Origin of the sequence: Arthrobacter sp. Soil762 (assembly GCF_001428335.1) — a bacterium.
Taxonomy (GTDB): Bacteria; Actinomycetota; Actinomycetes; order Actinomycetales; family Micrococcaceae; genus Arthrobacter.
On record NZ_LMSG01000017.1, the window covers coordinates 109,854 to 125,403 of the forward strand.

Annotated in this window: 22 protein-coding genes and 1 riboswitch; of the genes, 15 read left to right on the forward strand and 7 right to left on the reverse strand. The window is 64.6% G+C overall.

The features are described 5' to 3' along the window. Positions 1 to 80: 80 nt before the first annotated feature. The 4 genes from ASG77_RS11610 to ASG77_RS11625 all read right to left on the reverse strand — a co-directional run bounded on the left by ASG77_RS11610 (position 81) and on the right by ASG77_RS11625 (position 1,623). On the reverse strand, positions 81 to 269 hold the full coding sequence (locus ASG77_RS11610; protein WP_056345553.1) for a hypothetical protein: 189 nt from the start codon (positions 267 to 269) through the stop codon (positions 81 to 83). Continuing rightward, complete coding sequence (locus tag ASG77_RS11615; RefSeq protein ID WP_156380285.1) at positions 266 to 550, reverse strand: hypothetical protein; 285 nt, start codon at positions 548 to 550, stop codon at positions 266 to 268. The genes ASG77_RS11610 and ASG77_RS11615 overlap by 4 nt, the downstream gene beginning before the upstream one ends. Before the next feature lie 23 nt (positions 551 to 573). Continuing rightward, positions 574 to 1,122: a hypothetical protein gene (locus ASG77_RS11620; RefSeq protein WP_156380286.1), complete on the reverse strand. Its 549-nt coding sequence runs from the start codon at positions 1,120 to 1,122 to the stop codon at positions 574 to 576. Between the two features lie 276 nt (positions 1,123 to 1,398). Further along, positions 1,399 to 1,623, reverse strand: a complete 225-nt coding sequence (locus ASG77_RS11625) for a helix-turn-helix domain-containing protein (RefSeq protein WP_056345562.1) — start codon at positions 1,621 to 1,623, stop codon at positions 1,399 to 1,401. A 144-nt stretch (positions 1,624 to 1,767) separates the two neighbouring features. Here ASG77_RS11625 and ASG77_RS11630 point away from each other — a divergent pair, with 144 nt between their 5' ends. Further along, positions 1,768 to 2,121 carry a DUF7882 family protein gene (locus tag ASG77_RS11630; protein WP_156380287.1) on the forward strand — a complete coding sequence of 118 codons (354 nt, stop codon included), beginning with the start codon at positions 1,768 to 1,770 and terminating at the stop codon, positions 2,119 to 2,121. A gap of 53 nt (positions 2,122 to 2,174) precedes the next feature. On the opposite strand, the gene ASG77_RS11635 is transcribed toward ASG77_RS11630, so the two are convergent. The 3 genes from ASG77_RS11635 to ASG77_RS11645 are packed head-to-tail and all read right to left on the reverse strand — an operon-like array spanning position 2,175 to position 2,895. Beyond that, the gene (locus ASG77_RS11635; protein WP_056345569.1) at positions 2,175 to 2,372 is read right to left on the reverse strand and encodes a hypothetical protein; all 198 of its coding nucleotides are present in this window, start codon (positions 2,370 to 2,372) and stop codon (positions 2,175 to 2,177) included. Next, entirely contained in the window at positions 2,369 to 2,566 is a 198-nt protein-coding gene (locus ASG77_RS11640; RefSeq protein ID WP_056345571.1) for a hypothetical protein, read from the reverse strand. The genes ASG77_RS11635 and ASG77_RS11640 overlap by 4 nt, the downstream gene beginning before the upstream one ends. Continuing rightward, positions 2,563 to 2,895, reverse strand: a complete 333-nt coding sequence (locus ASG77_RS11645; RefSeq protein ID WP_056345574.1) for a helix-turn-helix transcriptional regulator — start codon at positions 2,893 to 2,895, stop codon at positions 2,563 to 2,565. The genes ASG77_RS11640 and ASG77_RS11645 overlap by 4 nt, the downstream gene beginning before the upstream one ends. Positions 2,896 to 3,117: 222 nt before the next feature. Between ASG77_RS11645 and ASG77_RS11650 the strand changes: the two genes are divergently transcribed. From ASG77_RS11650 to ribA, 14 genes are all read left to right on the forward strand, one after another. Further along, positions 3,118 to 3,795 (forward strand): hypothetical protein, encoded by a 678-nt coding sequence (locus ASG77_RS11650; RefSeq protein ID WP_156380288.1) that lies wholly within the window; start codon positions 3,118 to 3,120, stop codon positions 3,793 to 3,795. A 20-nt stretch (positions 3,796 to 3,815) separates the two neighbouring features. After that, complete coding sequence (locus ASG77_RS11655; RefSeq protein WP_156380289.1) at positions 3,816 to 4,730, forward strand: hypothetical protein; 915 nt, start codon at positions 3,816 to 3,818, stop codon at positions 4,728 to 4,730. A 4-nt stretch (positions 4,731 to 4,734) separates the two neighbouring features. Continuing rightward, complete coding sequence (locus ASG77_RS11660) at positions 4,735 to 5,250, forward strand: hypothetical protein (protein ID WP_056345584.1); 516 nt, start codon at positions 4,735 to 4,737, stop codon at positions 5,248 to 5,250. Positions 5,251 to 5,405: 155 nt separating this feature from the next. Next, a complete protein-coding gene (locus tag ASG77_RS11665) occupies positions 5,406 to 5,702 on the forward strand; it encodes a hypothetical protein (RefSeq protein ID WP_235564481.1) in 297 nt (98 codons plus the stop codon). A 25-nt stretch (positions 5,703 to 5,727) separates the two neighbouring features. Then, the gene (locus ASG77_RS11670) at positions 5,728 to 6,960 is read left to right on the forward strand and encodes a tyrosine-type recombinase/integrase (protein WP_056345591.1); all 1,233 of its coding nucleotides are present in this window, start codon (positions 5,728 to 5,730) and stop codon (positions 6,958 to 6,960) included. Between the two features lie 216 nt (positions 6,961 to 7,176). Then, positions 7,177 to 8,037 (forward strand): cytochrome, encoded by an 861-nt coding sequence (locus ASG77_RS11675; protein WP_056345595.1) that lies wholly within the window; start codon positions 7,177 to 7,179, stop codon positions 8,035 to 8,037. Positions 8,038 to 8,160: 123 nt separating this feature from the next. Then, positions 8,161 to 8,769 (forward strand): peptide deformylase, encoded by a 609-nt coding sequence (gene def, locus ASG77_RS11680; protein ID WP_056345598.1) that lies wholly within the window; start codon positions 8,161 to 8,163, stop codon positions 8,767 to 8,769. Then, positions 8,766 to 9,686: a methionyl-tRNA formyltransferase gene (fmt, locus tag ASG77_RS11685; protein WP_056345601.1), complete on the forward strand. Its 921-nt coding sequence runs from the start codon at positions 8,766 to 8,768 to the stop codon at positions 9,684 to 9,686. Before def ends, fmt begins: the two co-directional genes overlap by 4 nt. Next, positions 9,683 to 11,269: an RsmB/NOP family class I SAM-dependent RNA methyltransferase gene (locus tag ASG77_RS11690; RefSeq protein WP_056345604.1), complete on the forward strand. Its 1,587-nt coding sequence runs from the start codon at positions 9,683 to 9,685 to the stop codon at positions 11,267 to 11,269. Before fmt ends, ASG77_RS11690 begins: the two co-directional genes overlap by 4 nt. A gap of 18 nt (positions 11,270 to 11,287) precedes the next feature. Further along, positions 11,288 to 11,968, forward strand: coding sequence for a ribulose-phosphate 3-epimerase (rpe, locus tag ASG77_RS11695; protein WP_056345606.1), 681 nt, complete (start codon positions 11,288 to 11,290; stop codon positions 11,966 to 11,968). Between the two features lie 40 nt (positions 11,969 to 12,008). Then, positions 12,009 to 12,163: riboswitch (FMN riboswitch) on the forward strand. A gap of 174 nt (positions 12,164 to 12,337) precedes the next feature. Beyond that, positions 12,338 to 13,456, forward strand: a complete 1,119-nt coding sequence (ribD, locus tag ASG77_RS11700) for a bifunctional diaminohydroxyphosphoribosylaminopyrimidine deaminase/5-amino-6-(5-phosphoribosylamino)uracil reductase RibD (protein ID WP_056345608.1) — start codon at positions 12,338 to 12,340, stop codon at positions 13,454 to 13,456. Beyond that, on the forward strand, positions 13,456 to 14,091 hold the full coding sequence (locus ASG77_RS11705) for a riboflavin synthase (protein ID WP_056345612.1): 636 nt from the start codon (positions 13,456 to 13,458) through the stop codon (positions 14,089 to 14,091). The genes ribD and ASG77_RS11705 overlap by 1 nt, the downstream gene beginning before the upstream one ends. Beyond that, positions 14,088 to 14,804: a 3,4-dihydroxy-2-butanone-4-phosphate synthase gene (gene ribB / locus ASG77_RS11710; RefSeq protein WP_082575983.1), complete on the forward strand. Its 717-nt coding sequence runs from the start codon at positions 14,088 to 14,090 to the stop codon at positions 14,802 to 14,804. The genes ASG77_RS11705 and ribB overlap by 4 nt, the downstream gene beginning before the upstream one ends. 10 nt (positions 14,805 to 14,814) lie before the next feature. Continuing rightward, complete coding sequence (gene ribA, locus ASG77_RS11715) at positions 14,815 to 15,546, forward strand: GTP cyclohydrolase II (RefSeq protein ID WP_056345970.1); 732 nt, start codon at positions 14,815 to 14,817, stop codon at positions 15,544 to 15,546. Positions 15,547 to 15,550 lie beyond the last annotated feature (4 nt).

Below are 15,550 nucleotides of genomic sequence, written 5' to 3' on the forward strand. Positions count from 1 at the left end.
ATGGGTTGGGTACAGACGCCTGGAACACCAGGCGTTGGAATGAGGAGTTTGGGGCTTACTGTGCTGGGGCGGACTGCCGGTCAGTACCGGCTGTCCGCCTCCAGCACGAAGCCGCCGGCGCCAGCCATCAGGGTCAAAGCCCCGAAGACGGCAACACCGTTCAGCACCGGCAAAGCCAGCGTGAACAGCAGGGCGCCGATGATGAGCAGCGGGAGGTACGCGAACGTGCGGCGGCGATTCAGGCCGACCCGCGCCGACGGGCGCCTCACTGCACTGCCCCGGCTGCAGCCGCAGCGTTCCACTCCGGGGTTCCCCGGTGGATGTGCAGCGAGTAGTTCGCCCAGATGGTGCCGTTGAGTAGGATCTGCCCTTCGGTCTTGTTCATGACAGAGACGTCAATGCGGTACGCGTCGACGTCTACGTCGGCTTTGGACCGGTTCTGCCAGAACCACTTGAGCCAGGTCGTCATCCCCGCGGCCAGTTCCCTGGCGTCGCGGAACTCCAGCTCCGGAAAGTCTTTGAGCGGACGGTGACCGATTGGCTGCACCACGGCGAATCTCTTAATGCGGGCCTTCACCGACGGCCGCGCAGCGAAGATTCGGCGCGGGCAGCGACGACACGGTCAAAGGCTGACAGTTCCGCCGTCGGGGACGCTGTCGGATTGAAGATGGTCACGCCCGCGAAGATGCCCGCGCCGGGGATCCCAGGGAGCCGCATGGGGTTGGGGCCCGGCTTGGGGCCGGCAGTCGCCGGAGCCGTGGGGGACGGCTCGACGGCGACTGCCGGGGACTGTGGGGGAGTGGGCGGCTCGTCGCCCTGGTCATTAATCTCGCGGTACCTGGTCTCCGCGTCCGCCACTTCGGCGGCGAAATTACGGATCTGCTTGAAGACGTCCAATGCCAGGTCCTCAAGGTTCAGCGCAGCGAAGCCAGCGTTGCCCATGGGATCGAACGACTTGACGGCCTTGAGAGCCGTCGTGAGTTCCTCCAACTGCGAGTGCAGCCGGCGGCTGTCCGCGAACCGCTTATTCTGGATGATCTTCACCTTGGTCTCGGGCAAAGCGTCCGGACCTATCTGGTAATCAACTGCCTGGAAGAACAAGTTCCGTGGGAACTGATCCAAGCGGTGGCTATACAAATCACTTAACGGATCCGGCGTCTGCGTAGACACTCTGCCGGCGGCAATACCCTCACGCGGTTCAACACGCGACCTGAGACCTGGTCGTTCCATTTTGGTTAGACTCGATTCTGATTTGAGAGCCGGGCTACCCCTCCCAGAGGTTGGGCCTGGCTCTTGGATTTTCTATGGGCGGTCCAGTGAACTTCTTGGCGGAATCGCACTGGGCCGCCTTCTTTCTTGCTTGCCCTCCCCCAGGAGGGACAAACTACGGGTACTGGCTCAGCCTGTTCGGCTCAGCTGCCGCACGTTCGACTGATGCGCGCACGGCACGCCATCCAGCCAGGAATCCAAGCAATCAACCCGCACAAACCACCGGCCACCCTTCTTGCTCTGCACACCGTGAAGCTCACCAGCGGCGAGCGCCTTCAGAATGGTCTTCGGGTGACGGATCGCGGCTTCGGCCGTCTGCTCGACCGTGAGTCGTTGGACCAGTGCGGGGACCATGGGTTACTCCTGGACTGTGGTTTGAGTGGGGTCCGGCGCGGCGCCGTTGGGGGAAGAGACCGCGCCGGGGTTTAGCTCCCCATCTGTAGGATTCGGGTTGTCACACACCGCGCCGGACGGCGCACCAACAGATGGGGAAGAATTATGGGACGACTTATGTATGGGCTCGGAAGCGGCAACGTGATTCTGAACCGCCACGACGGCGTCATCCGGGCGCTGCAGCACAGCATTCTCAAGGCGCTTGCGGAGGGCCGTAGCGTGTTCCTCCGGAGTGGCGGTACTAGTGATAGTGGTGAAGCCACTCACTCCGTTCTCTGGATCCCGCCGACAGCACAGCTGGCGTTCATCTACGAAACCGACGTCCACCCAAAGCTCGACGATCGACTTGCCGGCCTCTTCAATGAGGCCATCCGCGAGTCCGGAGGTATCGAGCTCCCCGACGTCAGGCACGAAGGCGACCACGACGACTCCGATCTCGTTGCCACGCGCACGCCCTAACGTCTTCTGATCCGGCGCGGCGGCAGCCGTTTGAGTTGTCGTCGCGTCGGGGCTCATGCTGCTTCTCCTGGGGTGTCGGTGTCGGGTAAGTCTTCGATGTGGCTGCCACAGCTGCAGCCCATGGCGTCGAGCTGCCACTTCAGCGGGCTCAGGCCGGCGGCGAGCATAGTCTCCCGCGCCTGCTCCTTCGCCGCGTTGCACTCCGAGCGCGTCGGCACGTACAGCGGCGGGCACACGTCGGCGCCCCTCATGCCGATTCCTGGGCGTCGAGTACTGCGCTGACGCGCTTCATCTCCTCGTTGAACGCCTGCGACTGCACCGCGTAGTCGCGGGCACTCTCAAATTTCCCGCTCAGGACCTCCAGCGTGCACTGGTACGCGGCGACGTCGGCGCGGGTCTTAGCCAGCTCCCAGTTCCGGTGGGTGAGCTCCGGTTCCTTGCTCATGCTGACTTCCTCCTCGGATGGGCCGGACGGGCCAGCCGGGCCGCGTGCTGATTGGGCACAAGACCCCGACCGGAATTGCCGGTGACCTGTGATTCATGGGTAACGATGGGCATAACTTCGTGCTCTTCGAGTTCGAAGAGGACCTCCCAAGGCACATGCAGTCTGCTGGCGATGGAGATTGCTAGATCCTCAGTCAGGGTCTTCATTCCGCCCGTCTCGAGCAGGTAGATCGTGGTCTGAGATCGACGCACCAGGGCGGCGAGATCGCGCTGGGTGAAGCGCTCCTGTTGGCGCCACCTGCGAATCATCGCTGGATCCTTGACCTTCATCCAGGTTTCCTTTCGAACGAGCGGCGGCTGCCGCCGTTTTGTTTGTAGAACCATTTCTACCTCCCATTTTTCGCGTTGACAAGTTAACTATGGTTCACGGGTCACCTACTTGTCAAACTGAAAAGCGAGGAACTCCTAGTGCCGTCTGGCAGGATGAGCTAGTTACTTGTATTTATCTTTTTCTCTGCGTCTTACACAAGGGAAAAGTAGTAGGGGAGTGTCTTGCTCGTGAATCAACCTCAAAGCCTTCGATCCCTCGTGGAGCTTGCCGCTGACCGGCATGCAACATCCGGGCGCCAGCTGGCCTTCTTGGCTCAGCGGCAAGGCTTTACGTTGGCTACGACGACGGTCAATGCAATACGCCAGGGTGTGTACAAGTCGGCTCCGACAGCCGAGACCATCAGGGCTATTGCTTGGCTGGCCGGCGTCAGCGACGAGGTGGCGTTCACGGCCGCGGGACAACCCGTCCCCGGTCCACCGTTTGCCGAGGAACTCCCACCAGGCGTCGATAACCTTTCGCTGAAATCGCGTAAGGCTGCACTCGACATGCTGCGGGTCCTCGTTGATCTGGAGAAGGACGCAGATGAAGAACGTCAAGCCGAGCTACAAGCCCTACGCGAAGAACGCCGGAAGCTCCTCAAAGACTCCGGTTACGTTAGCCCTGGACAGAAGACCGAAGAGCTCGGTGACGAATCTACTCTGGCGGCCAAGCGTAAGGCCGGCGAATCCATCCAAAAGCACAAAGCCAGCCTTCGCGCCGTCCATGCTGAAGACGACAACATCCCACTGCCCGAGAACTACCTAGACCTGGCAGCACACCACGCCACAAACTCATCCGGCCGGCGCGAGCACGACGCCGGCCGCGAGCGCGGCGAAGAATCGCAAGACACTGATAACTAACCAAACCATTGGGGGAAACATTGGCGACTGACGTTGTCGTGAAAAAGGCGGCCTTCTATCGGGCCTACATCTTGAAGGACGCTGCCCGCCAGGATCCGCAGGAGCGCGATTGGACAGCTTTCCTTTCCGGCGTAGCGAAGCTTCCATTCACGGAGCGCGTAATCGATGACATTGTTTTCGAACCTTCCAAGTTCAGCGACGGCTGGGTGTTGGGTATTCATAAGCCCATCAATACCGACTTCATGACCCGCGTTAACGCCAAGACCGGCAGAATCGCGGACCTTTTGGACGACCCCGAAGCGGGAGACGGAGGCCTGTCGCACTCCACTGCTGTCTATTTCACCGGCCTGGGCAACGTGTTCGCATTGACCGGTGGCGGCGGTAATTCATCGCCGCGATCCAACGCGGTGGCCGATTTCCTGCAGGAGTTCGCACCGCCCGCCGAGGGTTCCTTTTGGAAAACCGAGCCCGTCATGACAAAGGACCAGATCGAGCAGCTCCGTGCGTCGAAGGGGCTGGTTGAATTCACGTCGCGCTTCAGTACCGCTCAGAGCCTCTTCACCGCGGATGACGACGACACTGGGCTTGTTGGCTTCGCGGAGAAACTAGCAGTACGAGTCGGCGGCGACCTGGAAATTTCGATCCAACTCAGACTGCCGGCTGAGTCCCGGAACAAGTCCGTCAAGGAAAAGCTCCGAAACCTCGTGCTTGGCGACCTCCCGCGCCTCGCTGGCAAAGGAACCGGCGCCAAGGCTAAAGCGGTCTTGGCAGAGGGTGTAGAAGAGGAAATTTCGCTAGTTGCACACCGTCTTGCGGAAGATTTCGAGATTGGTAAGCTCGGACCTGAGAGCCGTCAGTTCTCTGAGCTAATGCAGGCACTTCTGAATGTCGGTGCCCAGATGGAAGATCGGGTTACGACGATTTTGGAGGGGTGATCACGTGGCAAAATCCGCGAAGACCAGGTTGGGGAACATCTGGGCCAACGCTCCGATGGTTGACCATGTCCTTCCACTTGCTGGCGTGGCCTTGTGGTTTTTCATCGCACAGTCCTACTTCCCCGCGGACGATGCGACCCGCAGAAGCATTTACACCCTGATAGCTACTGTTTCCGGTTTGGCCATGGCGGCGACCACGTTTGCGTGTTCCATGACGTACCAATCGGCTAACATCCTGATGACCAGAGTGAAGGATCTGTTCGCTGTTTCACTCAAGCGAAACTGGGTCACCATCATCAGATCGAACCTGATGACGGCACTCATCCCCGTCGTTGCGATGGCAATTGATGGACTTTCCGCCCACTGGGCCGCTGGCGGAGCGCTCTACGCGGTGTTGCTCCTGGTTGCAAGGTTTCTTCGAGCCCTGTACTGGCTGCAGTACACCCTGTTCATGCAAAGCCTGGCAGCCCAAGTTCCTGAGAAAGTCGTTGTACAGGCCCGCGAGGACATACGCTCCTAGACCCGCATCACCGTTGCCTGTCGGTGGGTCCATATACAGTCACGCGTGTGTTTCATCCTTGGGGGATTCTTAGAAAACTTGCTCACATCCGGCTGTCCTGGGTGGTGATGCCTGACCTTGTTCCCGGTCGCACCAACGGCGTCGACATTATCTGGATGGACAAGCGTCTGGATCAGGTGGAGCGTCGCTGCACGCTCACGCATGAGCTGATCCACATCGAACGAAAACACGTCGGCTGCCAGACGGCATCCGTGGAGCTTGAGGTGTGCCTGGAAACAGCGCGGCGGCTCATCCCCATCGAGACGCTGGCGAGCGAGCTCCGGTGGAGCAACTGCCCTGACGAGCTGGCGGACGAACTCTGGGTCACCCTCGATGTACTCAAAGACAGGGTCCGCGGGCTCACCCCCGACGAGCTGGCACTGCTCGTGGCCACCGAAGCCCAAGTCCACTAAACTCCACCACCTGAAAGGACCGGCCATGGCCTGGACCGAAGTTCTACCCTCCGGAAAATACCGGGCACTCTACCGGGACCCGAACGGCAAACGCCGATCGGCAGGCACGTTCGACCACAAACGGCGGGCGCTGAACGCGGCGTCCGCCGCCGAGCAAGAGTCCAGGTCCCGCGGGTGGCAGGATCCCGACGCCGCGGACCGGCCATGGGGTGAATGGGCCACCGAGTGGTGGGAGACCAGGAAGGTCGAGCCCACCACAATGGCCAGCGAAACGTACCTGTTGGAGTCTTACCTGATGCCCAAGTGGGGGACGGTGCCGCTGGCGGAGATCACCCGCCACCGGGGTCGCGCCTGGGTCACCGAGCTATCCAAGACCGAGCGCCGGATCTCCGCGGCCGAGGAAGCCAAGCGGAAGAAGGCACTGGCAGAGGACCCCACTGCGAAGATCCAGAGGCATTACCTGGCCGCGTCTTCGGTGCAGAGGATCGCCGGGCTGTTCTCCGCCTCACTGAACGCCGCTGTGGACGCCGAGGTGCTCCCAGCCAACCCAGTGTTCCGGTTAAAGCTCCCGTCACGCCCACCGGCCGGCGAGCGCTTCCTGACGCACGCTGAGTTCGCGTCGCTGACTGAGGAATTCTGGGATGCCTTCGACGTTGCTGCGATTGCGTTGATGGCCGGCTGTGGGTTGCGGTGGGGTGAGGCCATGGGTCTGCACCGGCACCGAATGGACCGCGAGCGCGGCTGGCTGCGCGTGGTGGAGACGTGGGACCCGAAGGCGAACCAGATCAAGGCCTATCCGAAGGGCAAGAAAGCGAGGGACGTCCCGGTGCCGGGATGGGTGGGGGACATCCTGGACCGGCTGCCGATACTGCCAGCCGCGGACTGCGGACACGTGCACGCCGCGGGTCGGTGCCGGTCCAACCTGGTGCTGCACGGGGCCGGGGACATGACGGACGTGAACAACTGGCGGAAACGAGTCTGGGCGCCGGCGCTCGGCCGGGCCAAGATCGGGCACGCCCGCCCGCACGATCTTCGCCACACTTATGCGTCCTGGTTGGTGCAGAACGGGGTGTCGATCGAAGAAGTTGCGCGTCTTCTTGGTCACGCTTCCTCGGTGGTTACCCAACGGTACGCGCACCTCGCTGACACCCCGAAAGACTCAGTACTCACTGCCCTGGGAGACCCGTTCCGTGGGGCAATCGTGGGGCAAAGTGATACTCCAGGGGACTCCCAGAGCGTCCGAGCGGTTCCGGCATAGGGTCCCTGCATCCCTTACGGGAGTAGGGGAGTACGGCCAAAGGCTTCGGCGGCCTACAATCTACTCCGAGGCCGGATAATTATTCACACCGAAGAGGTCACTGGTTCGAACCCAGTATCGCCCACCGAGGAATCTGGTCCGTTTCCGCTCAGCCGAGCGGAAACGGACCTTTTTTGTGCCCGCCATTATGTCAGCCCCTTGTGAAAGAGTCTTTGCATGACTGATCCACTCCTTGCCCACGCCACGGAATACGGCCGCATGTATGCGCGGTCCACGTCCGAACAGTTCTCCGTTCCGTCCATCACCACCGTCATCGGCCAGCAGCCGCACGGACTGGACGGCTGGTTCGGTTACATGGGCGCCAGCAGCCTGGCCAAGGATCCGCTGCTGGCCGATTCCCTGGGCAGCCCGGCAAAGATCCGGCAGGCCGTCAACCGGGCCTCAAAGGCAGCAGAACTGTACCGGGACGACGCCGCCAAACGCGGGGACCGCGTCCATAATTACTGCGAGCAGGTTGCGCTCCGCGCCCTGGGCCGGCCCCACGCCATGAAGGAGACCCGCGAGGCCCTGGCGGCCAACGGCGAGGAAGGCTTTGCCCTGCGGTTCGATGAGTGGTGGGACCTCTACGGGGTGGAGCCCATCGCACCGGAAATTACCGTCTGGAACAGGTCAGTGGGCTACGCCGGGACGCTGGACCTCGTGGCCAAAATCAACGGCCGGATCTGCGTTATTGATTACAAAACCAAGGGCACCACGCGGGATGGCACCGTCAAGCCGCTGGACGACAAGGTGGTTATGCAACTGGTGGCCGGCATGAAGGCGGAAGAAAGCCTGGTGGATGCCGTGGCTGGGGAATGGGAGCCCTGGAAGTACGGCGAGAACCCCTTACTGCTGGCTGTGGCCATCGGCGAGACCGAAGTCCGGCCGGTCCGCGCGAACCCCGACGTCCTCAAGCACCACTGGTGGAAGTTCTGCGCCCTGCGCCGGGTCTGGGAACTGTCCGCCGATACGCTCGCCGCCGGGTCTGCGCTTCTTCCCGTGGCTCCGCCCGCGTCTGCGCAGGTCCGCAGCGCCTAGCGGAGCGCGCCTGCCGGAACTTCGCATGCCTGGAGTCCTGCTGCGCGGAGTCCCGGGGCTGGTTCCCCTGCGCCTAAACTGGATAGGTTCGCCAATAACGCCCACCGTGAGGAAAGACAGCACATGGCCATTCTGAACATCCGCATCATCGGTGATCCTGTGCTCCGCACAGTGGCCGATCCCGTGACGGAATTCGGTCCTGAGCTCGCCAAGCTGGTTGCGGACATGACGGAAACCATGGAGGACGTGGATGGCGCCGGCCTCGCGGCCCCCCAGATTGGCGTCAGCCAGCGGGTCTTCACCTACCGGATCGACGGCGTGGAGGGCCACATCATCAATCCGGTCCTGGAAAACAGCGAGGACTTCCAAGCGGACCAGGTTGAGGGTTGCCTGTCCATTCCGGGCCTGGCGTTCCCGGTCCGCCGCTTCCGCGCCACACGCGCTACCGGTGTTGACCTCAATGGAAATCCTGTCGCGGTGGAGGGGGAAGGCCTGCTGGCCCGTTGTTTCCAGCACGAGACAGACCACCTGGACGGCATCCTCTACACCGACAGGCTGGAAGGCGAGGACCGGAAGACCGCCCTGCGCTCCATCCGCAATGCCAACTATGACGCCATCACGGAACGCACGACGACGAAGCGAGCCAAGACGGTCGGGTCCAGTTTCGGCGGCGCGAGCTTTGGGGGCACAAGCGCCGGGGGCGCCAGCTTCGGCGGCGGCGCCACCACATGAGGGTACTTTTTGCCGGCACCCCCGCCGTGGCCGTCCCGTCCCTAGATGCCCTGATAGCAGCTGGCTTTGAGATCGTTGCGGTCCTGTCCCGTCCTGACGCGCCGATAGGGCGCAAACGCGTGCTGACGCCGTCGCCCGTTGCAGCCCGCGCCGCCGAGCTGGGAATCGACATCATCCACGCCACCCGCGTGGACGAGGCCGTGACGGCGAAAATCGCCGCGGCCAAGCCGGACGTGGCCGCCATTGTGGCCTACGGCGGCCTGATTCCGCGCCCCGCCCTTGATGTTCCCCCGCACGGGTGGATCAACCTGCACTTTTCCCTGCTTCCCGCATGGCGTGGCGCTGCCCCCGTGCAGCGGGCCGTGATGGCCGGCGACGACGTCACCGGGGCAGTCACCTTCCTGTTGGAAGAAGGGCTGGACACCGGCCCGGTCTTCGGAACGCTGACCGAGGGCGTTGGCCCGGAGGACACCGCCGGAGCGCTGCTGGAGCGGCTGTCCCACAGCGGGGCCGTGCTCCTTGCCCAGACGCTGTCCGCCGTCGAGGCAGGGAGGGCAGCTGCACAGCAGCAGGTCGGCGACGTTTCACTGGCCCCCAAGCTGACCATCGATGACGGCAGGCTCGACTGGAAGCAGCCCGCCTTGGCGATCGGCAGGCGCGCCCGCGGCGTAACTCCCGAGCCCGGCGCCTGGACCACCTTGGACGGACAGCGCGTCAAGCTCGAACCTGTCCGGCTCCGGCCAGGTGACACTGACCTGCAACCCGGCGCGGTATTCCTCGACGGGAAGAGCGTCCTGGTGGGCACCGGATCGCACGCCGTGGAGCTGACGAGGATCCAGCCTTCGGGCAAAAAGATGATGGCCGCCGCTGACTGGGCGCGTGGCATGGCAACACTGGAAAGCGTGGTCTTCAAATGAGCGAATCCGGCGGTAATGCAGGCGGCACGGGCGGCAGCGGCAGCGGCGCCCCGGGCGGACGCGGCAACAACGGACGTGGCAAGGGCGGGCCGCGGGATTCCAGCCAGCGCAACGCCCAGGGCCGCGAACGCAACCGCCCCTCCCAGCGGAGCTTCACCGAAAACGCTCCTGCGCAGCGGACCCGCCGGGCGGACCCCGCGCGGCTTGTGGCTTTTGAAGTCCTGCGCGCGGTAGCCGCCGAGGACGCCTACGCCAACCTGGTGCTCCCGTCCCGCATCCGCCATCACGGCCTGGACAAGCGCGACGCCGGCTTCGCCACCGAGCTCAGCTACGGGGCCCTGCGTGGCCAGGGCACGTACGATGCCATCCTGGCGCGCTGCGTTGACCGGCCGCTGGACCAGCTTGACCCTGCCATTCTCGACGCCCTGCGGATCGGCACCCATCAGCTGCTGGCCATGCGTGTCCCGGCCCACGCCGCCCTGGATCAGACCGTGGGCCTGGCCCGCGCCGTCATCGGCGCCGGACCCTCCGCCCTGATAAACGCAGTATTGCGGAAAGTCACGGCGCACACCCTGGAGGAGTGGCTTGAGATCCTCGTTGCCGGTGAAAGCGACGAAACCACCATCGCCTCCCTCCGGTACGCCCACCCCGAATGGATTGTCCGGGCCATGCGCCAGTCCCTGGTGGCTCACGGGCGGTCAGCCGCCGAAATCAACGACCTGCTGGAAGCCGATAACGAAGCTCCGGTGGTTAACCTCGTGGCCCTGCCCGGCCTGGGCAGCCTGGATGAAGCTCTGGAGGGCGGGGCAACCCCCGGTGAACTCGTTGAAGGCTCGGCGCTCTCCAGCGGCGGAGACCTGGGCCGCCTCGCCTCCATCCGGGAAGGCAGCACGCGCGTCCAGGATGTGGGCTCCCAACTGGTGGCCCGCGCCATGGCGGCGGTGGACCTCGATCCCACCGGAAGCCCTGGGGCAGAACGCCGGAACGAAACCTGGCTGGACCTGTGCGCCGGCCCCGGCGGTAAGGCGGCCCTGCTGGGCGCCCTGGCCAACGCCCAGGGTGCCACGCTGCTCGCGAATGAACCGGCCCCGCACCGTGCCAAACTCGTCAGCCAGGCCCTGTCCGCCGTGCCCCGGGACGTCTGGCGCGTCCGGACCGGCGATGGCCGCGACGTGGGCACTGAGCAGCCGGAGTCCTTTGACCGTGTCTTGGTGGACGTCCCCTGCAGCGGGCTGGGTGCCCTGCGCCGCAGGCCGGAGTCCCGCTGGCGCCGCACCCCCAAGGACCTCGCAGACCTGGGACCGCTGCAGCGCGCCCTGTTGAAATCGGCGCTGGAGGCCGTCCGCCCCGGCGGAGTGGTTGCCTATGTCACCTGTTCACCCCACCCGGCCGAAACCACGGCAGTGGTCAGCGATGCCCTCCGGAAGCGGGATGACCTGGAGCTGCTGGACGCCGGTGCCGTGCTGGACAGCGTGAGCCTGACCGGGAATCTGGGCGCAGGCCACGATTCCACGGCGCAACTCTGGCCGCACATCCACAGCACCGATGCCATGTTCCTGGCCCTCATCCGGAAGAAAGCCTGACCCGTGAAAGGTTCCCCCATGCTGCAGTGCTGCATCAACCCCAGCATCCTGTCCGCCGACTTCGTCAACCTCGAAGCCGAACTGCAGCGCATCAGCAACGCTGACGCCGTGCACGTGGACGTTATGGACAATCACTTTGTCCCCAACCTCACCTTGGGCTTGCCCGTGGTCCAGCGGATCCAGGCGGTCAGCCCCGTCCCGCTGGACGCCCACCTGATGATCTCCGACGCCGACCGCTGGGCGCCGGGGTTCGCCGACGCGGGGCTGGCCTCCGTGACCTTCCACGCAGAAGCCTCCATTGCGCCGGTCAAACTGGCCCGCGAACTCCGGGCCCGGGGCTCCAAGGCCGGCATGGCGCTGCGCCCTGCCACGGCTGTGGAACCCTACCTGGACATGCTTGAGGAACTGGACATGCTCCTGATCATGACCGTGGAGCCGGGCTTCGGCGGCCAGGCGTTCCTGGACTTCACCCTGCCCAAGATCCGCAAGGCCCGGGCGGCCATTGACGGCTCCGGAATCAACGTCGCCCTCCAGGTGGACGGCGGCATCACCGAGGAAACCATTCTGCGGGCGGCCGAAGCAGGAGCCAACGTCTTTGTGGCGGGTTCGGCTGTCTACGGCGCGGAGGACCCGGCAGCAGCCATCGGACGGCTCCGCGAAGCCGGCAGCATCAAGTTACGTGCTGCGTCCGCGGAATAGTCTGGGCCATCTTGTGGTTATGGCACAATAGCAACACACAATACGTGCTCCGGGGTCGGTGTAAGTCCGAACCGGCGGTGATAGTCCGCGACCCGCGAGCTGGCGCTTTCCCCCTTCAGGGAAGGAACCGGCGGACGGTTGAACTGGTGAAATTCCGGTACCGACAGTTAAAGTCTGGATGAGAGAAGCACGTACAGCTGTATCTGTGGCGCCCTATGGTGCTGCGGCCTTCTGCTGTCGTATACCCCCGGAGCCATCGCGGTTCTAGAGGGAAGGAACGACAACACACATGAACCCCTTGCGATGGCTCTTTGAAGCCAGGATTTCCCATGCTCCGGGAACCGAAGCCACCGAACCGGTGGCTGCCCCATGACCCGGATCGAAAACGTCACGGCGTTCAGCGCCGCCGAAACCGCCGCCATGGACGCAGCTCTCGAAGCAGCCCTGCAGGGCCCGCGCGGAGCGAATCCGCTGGTGGGCGCCGTCGTCATCGATGCTGCCGGCCACCAGCTGGTGACCGGCTACCACCGCGGTGCCGGCACACCCCACGCGGAAGCGGACGCCATCGCCCAGGCTGAGGCCGCAGGGCTGGACCTGAGCGGCTGCACAATGGTGATCACGCTGGAACCCTGTGACCACAGCGGCCGCACGGGGCCCTGCACGCAGGCGATCATTCGTGCGGGAATCACGGACGTGGTCTACGCAGTCGACGATCCTCATGACCCTGCGGCGGGCGGCGCAGCCACCCTCCGGAACGCGGGCGTCCAGGTCCGCAGCGGGCTCGCGGCCAGCGAATCGTTCAAGTTGAACCGTCAGTGGTTCCTGGGAGTGGCCGTACAGCGCCCGTTCGTGACGCTGCACATCGCTCAGACCCTGGACAGCCGGATCGCCGCTGAGGACGGAACGAGCCAGTGGATCTCCTCCCCGGAGTCGCTCGCTGACAACCACGGACTGAGGCGGCGGATCGACGCCATCCTCGTCGGCACGCAGACCGTGCTCGTGGACAACCCCCGGCTGACAGCCCGCGACGCGTCCGGAGCCACAGCCGGCAAGCAGCCGCTGCGTGCCGTGATGGGCCTGCGCGACATTCCGGCCGACGCCGCCGTCTTCGGTGACGACGGTAACGTGCTCCACCTCGCCACGCGGGATCCGCGGGAGGCGCTCTCGCTCCTTTACGCGGAGGGAGTCCGCCACGTCATGGTGGAAGGCGGCTCACGCATCCTCAGTTCGTTCCTGTCCGCCGGGCTTGTGGACGAACTCATTGTCTACCTTGCCCCGACCCTGCTGGGCTCCGGAACTCCCGCCCTCAACGGACTGGGAATCACCACCCTCGCGGATGCCCGGCGCTGGGACTGGGACCCCTCCGACGGTGGCGCCGTCCTGACCCTGGGCCGGGACCTGAGGCTGCACCTCCGTCCGGTACCAACCGAAGCTCTTGAACCACACCTATCCCGCGCTGCCGCGGAACCAGCCATGGGAGGCTACTGATGTTTACCGGAATTATTGCCGAACAGGGACAGGTCCTGTCCGTGGAGCGGGATGGCGATGCCAGCGCAACGCTCCGCCTGCGGGCGCCCGGCACCACCGAAGGGCTGGGACTTGGCGGGTCCATTGCCGTCAACGGGGTCTGCCTGACGGCCACCGCCATCGAGGGCAAAGAGTTCAGCGTTGATGTGATGGGCGAAACCCTCGTCCGCAGCACCATCGGCGAACTAGCCGCCGGTGACTCGGTGAACCTTGAGCGCTGCGTCCCCGCCGGCGGCCGGCTGGACGGCCACGTCGTCCAGGGCCACGTCGACGGCGTCGGGCAGCTGCTGGAGCGCGAGGCGCTCGGCAACTGGGAACGCCTCAGGTTCGGCATACCGGCCAACCTTGCCCGCTATATCGCGGAGAAGGGCTCCATCGCGATCGACGGCGTCTCGCTCACCGTCACGGCGGTCAGCCCCGCCGCGGAGCCGCAGCCCTGGTTCGAAGTGGGGCTGATCCCCACCACACTGGCAGAGACCGGACTGGGGGCCAAGGCAACCGGCAGCAGGGTCAACCTTGAAGTCGACGTGCTCGCCAAATACACCGAACGGCTGCTGGCCTTCAGCACCGGCGCAACCACCGGGGGCGAACGATGAACGCTGCCGTTCGGCTGGACCCGGCCGCGGACGCCGGCCCGGCGCCTAGCGCAACCTTCGGACTTGACCCCGTGGAAGATGCCATCCGCGCCATGGCCGCCGGCCGGCCTGTGCTGGTGGTGGACAACGAGGACCGCGAGAACGAAGGCGACATCATCTTCGCCGCACAGCATGCCACCCCTGCCCTCATGGGATGGACTATCCGCTACAGCTCCGGCGTCATCTGCGTCCCCTTGAGCGGGGAGCGCGCCGACACGCTGGCCCTGCCGCCCATGGTGGCCGTGAACCAGGACGCGAAGGGTACGGCGTACACCGTTTCCTGCGATGCTGCGGTGGGTGTCAGCACCGGAATCTCCGCCACAGACCGGGCCCTCACGGCCCGCGTCCTTGCCGACCCCGGCGCCGGACCGGCGGCCGTGACCCGGCCCGGGCATATTTTCCCGCTCCGGGCAGTTAACGGAGGAGTGCGTGAACGCCCCGGCCATACCGAAGCGGCCGTGGACCTCTGCCGGCTCGCCGGACTGGAGCCAGTGGGCGTGATCGCCGAGGTTGTGTACGACGACGGTGAAATGATGCGGCTCGACGGGCTGCGGGGATTCGCCGCTGAACACGGGTGCCCCCTGATCTCGATTGAGGATCTGGTGGCCTACCTTGATGCAGGAGCCGGGACACCCGCCGACAGTGACACCGGGCCGGACGCCCGGGCGGAGTAGAGGAGTAATGATGACGGCTTCCGGAGTATCGGACAACGGCCACCAGAACGGACACCACCGGGGGGCGGCCGGCAATGGCGGGGCCCACCACCCAGTGAGCGGCGGTCCCATTGTGCAGCTGCCCACGGCATTTGGCGATTTCATTACCCAGGCGTGGACAGACCTGGTCACTGGTGCCGAACACCTGGCTGTGAGCTCACCCAATCCGCCCAAGGAGGGCGTTGCTCCGCTGGTCAGGCTGCATTCCGAGTGCCTGACCGGCGACGTCTTCGGCTCCTACCGTTGTGACTGCGGCGAACAGCTGGCCTACGCCCTGGAGCTGATCAACGAGTTCGGCGGCACGCTGCTGTACCTGCGCGGGCAGGAAGGCCGGGGGATAGGCCTGGCCAACAAGATCAAGGCCTATGCCCTCCAGGAAGCGGGCTTTGACACCGTGGAGGCCAACGAGCAGCTGGGACTGCCGGTGGACGCCCGCTGCTACAAGGCGGCCGCCCAGATCCTGGCCGAGATGGGCCTCCACGAGATCCGGCTCCTGAGCAACAACCCGGACAAAAAGAACAGGCTCGCCAAAGCCGGTGTGAGGGTGGTGGAAATGGTGCCCACCGAGGTGCCCTCCCGCGACCAGAACATCCGCTACCTGCAGACCAAAAAGGACCGCATGGAGCACCGGCTGATGCTGGACACACACGTTGTCACGGTGCCAAGCGGCGCTGCCGACGATTTCGACCACGACCAAAACTGAACGG

Bases quoted from the DNA above. Each gene is read 5' to 3' on its own strand.
- ASG77_RS11625 (WP_056345562.1), bottom strand. From the start codon at position 1,623: ATGGTCCCCGCACTGGTCCAACGACTCACGGTCGAGCAGACGGCCGAA.
- ASG77_RS11630 (WP_156380287.1), top strand. From the start codon at position 1,768: ATGGGACGACTTATGTATGGGCTCGGAAGCGGCAACGTGATTCTGAAC.
- ASG77_RS11635 (WP_056345569.1), bottom strand. From the start codon at position 2,372: ATGAGGGGCGCCGACGTGTGCCCGCCGCTGTACGTGCCGACGCGCTCG.
- ASG77_RS11640 (WP_056345571.1), bottom strand. From the start codon at position 2,566: ATGAGCAAGGAACCGGAGCTCACCCACCGGAACTGGGAGCTGGCTAAG.
- ASG77_RS11645 (WP_056345574.1), bottom strand. From the start codon at position 2,895: ATGAAGGTCAAGGATCCAGCGATGATTCGCAGGTGGCGCCAACAGGAG.
- ASG77_RS11665 (WP_235564481.1), top strand. From the start codon at position 5,406: ATGGACAAGCGTCTGGATCAGGTGGAGCGTCGCTGCACGCTCACGCAT.
- ASG77_RS11670 (WP_056345591.1), top strand. From the start codon at position 5,728: ATGGCCTGGACCGAAGTTCTACCCTCCGGAAAATACCGGGCACTCTAC.
- ASG77_RS11675 (WP_056345595.1), top strand. From the start codon at position 7,177: ATGACTGATCCACTCCTTGCCCACGCCACGGAATACGGCCGCATGTAT.
- def (WP_056345598.1), top strand. From the start codon at position 8,161: ATGGCCATTCTGAACATCCGCATCATCGGTGATCCTGTGCTCCGCACA.
- fmt (WP_056345601.1), top strand. From the start codon at position 8,766: ATGAGGGTACTTTTTGCCGGCACCCCCGCCGTGGCCGTCCCGTCCCTA.
- ASG77_RS11690 (WP_056345604.1), top strand. From the start codon at position 9,683: ATGAGCGAATCCGGCGGTAATGCAGGCGGCACGGGCGGCAGCGGCAGC.
- rpe (WP_056345606.1), top strand. From the start codon at position 11,288: ATGCTGCAGTGCTGCATCAACCCCAGCATCCTGTCCGCCGACTTCGTC.
- ribD (WP_056345608.1), top strand. From the start codon at position 12,338: ATGACCCGGATCGAAAACGTCACGGCGTTCAGCGCCGCCGAAACCGCC.
- ASG77_RS11705 (WP_056345612.1), top strand. From the start codon at position 13,456: ATGTTTACCGGAATTATTGCCGAACAGGGACAGGTCCTGTCCGTGGAG.
- ribB (WP_082575983.1), top strand. From the start codon at position 14,088: ATGAACGCTGCCGTTCGGCTGGACCCGGCCGCGGACGCCGGCCCGGCG.
- ribA (WP_056345970.1), top strand. From the start codon at position 14,815: ATGACGGCTTCCGGAGTATCGGACAACGGCCACCAGAACGGACACCAC.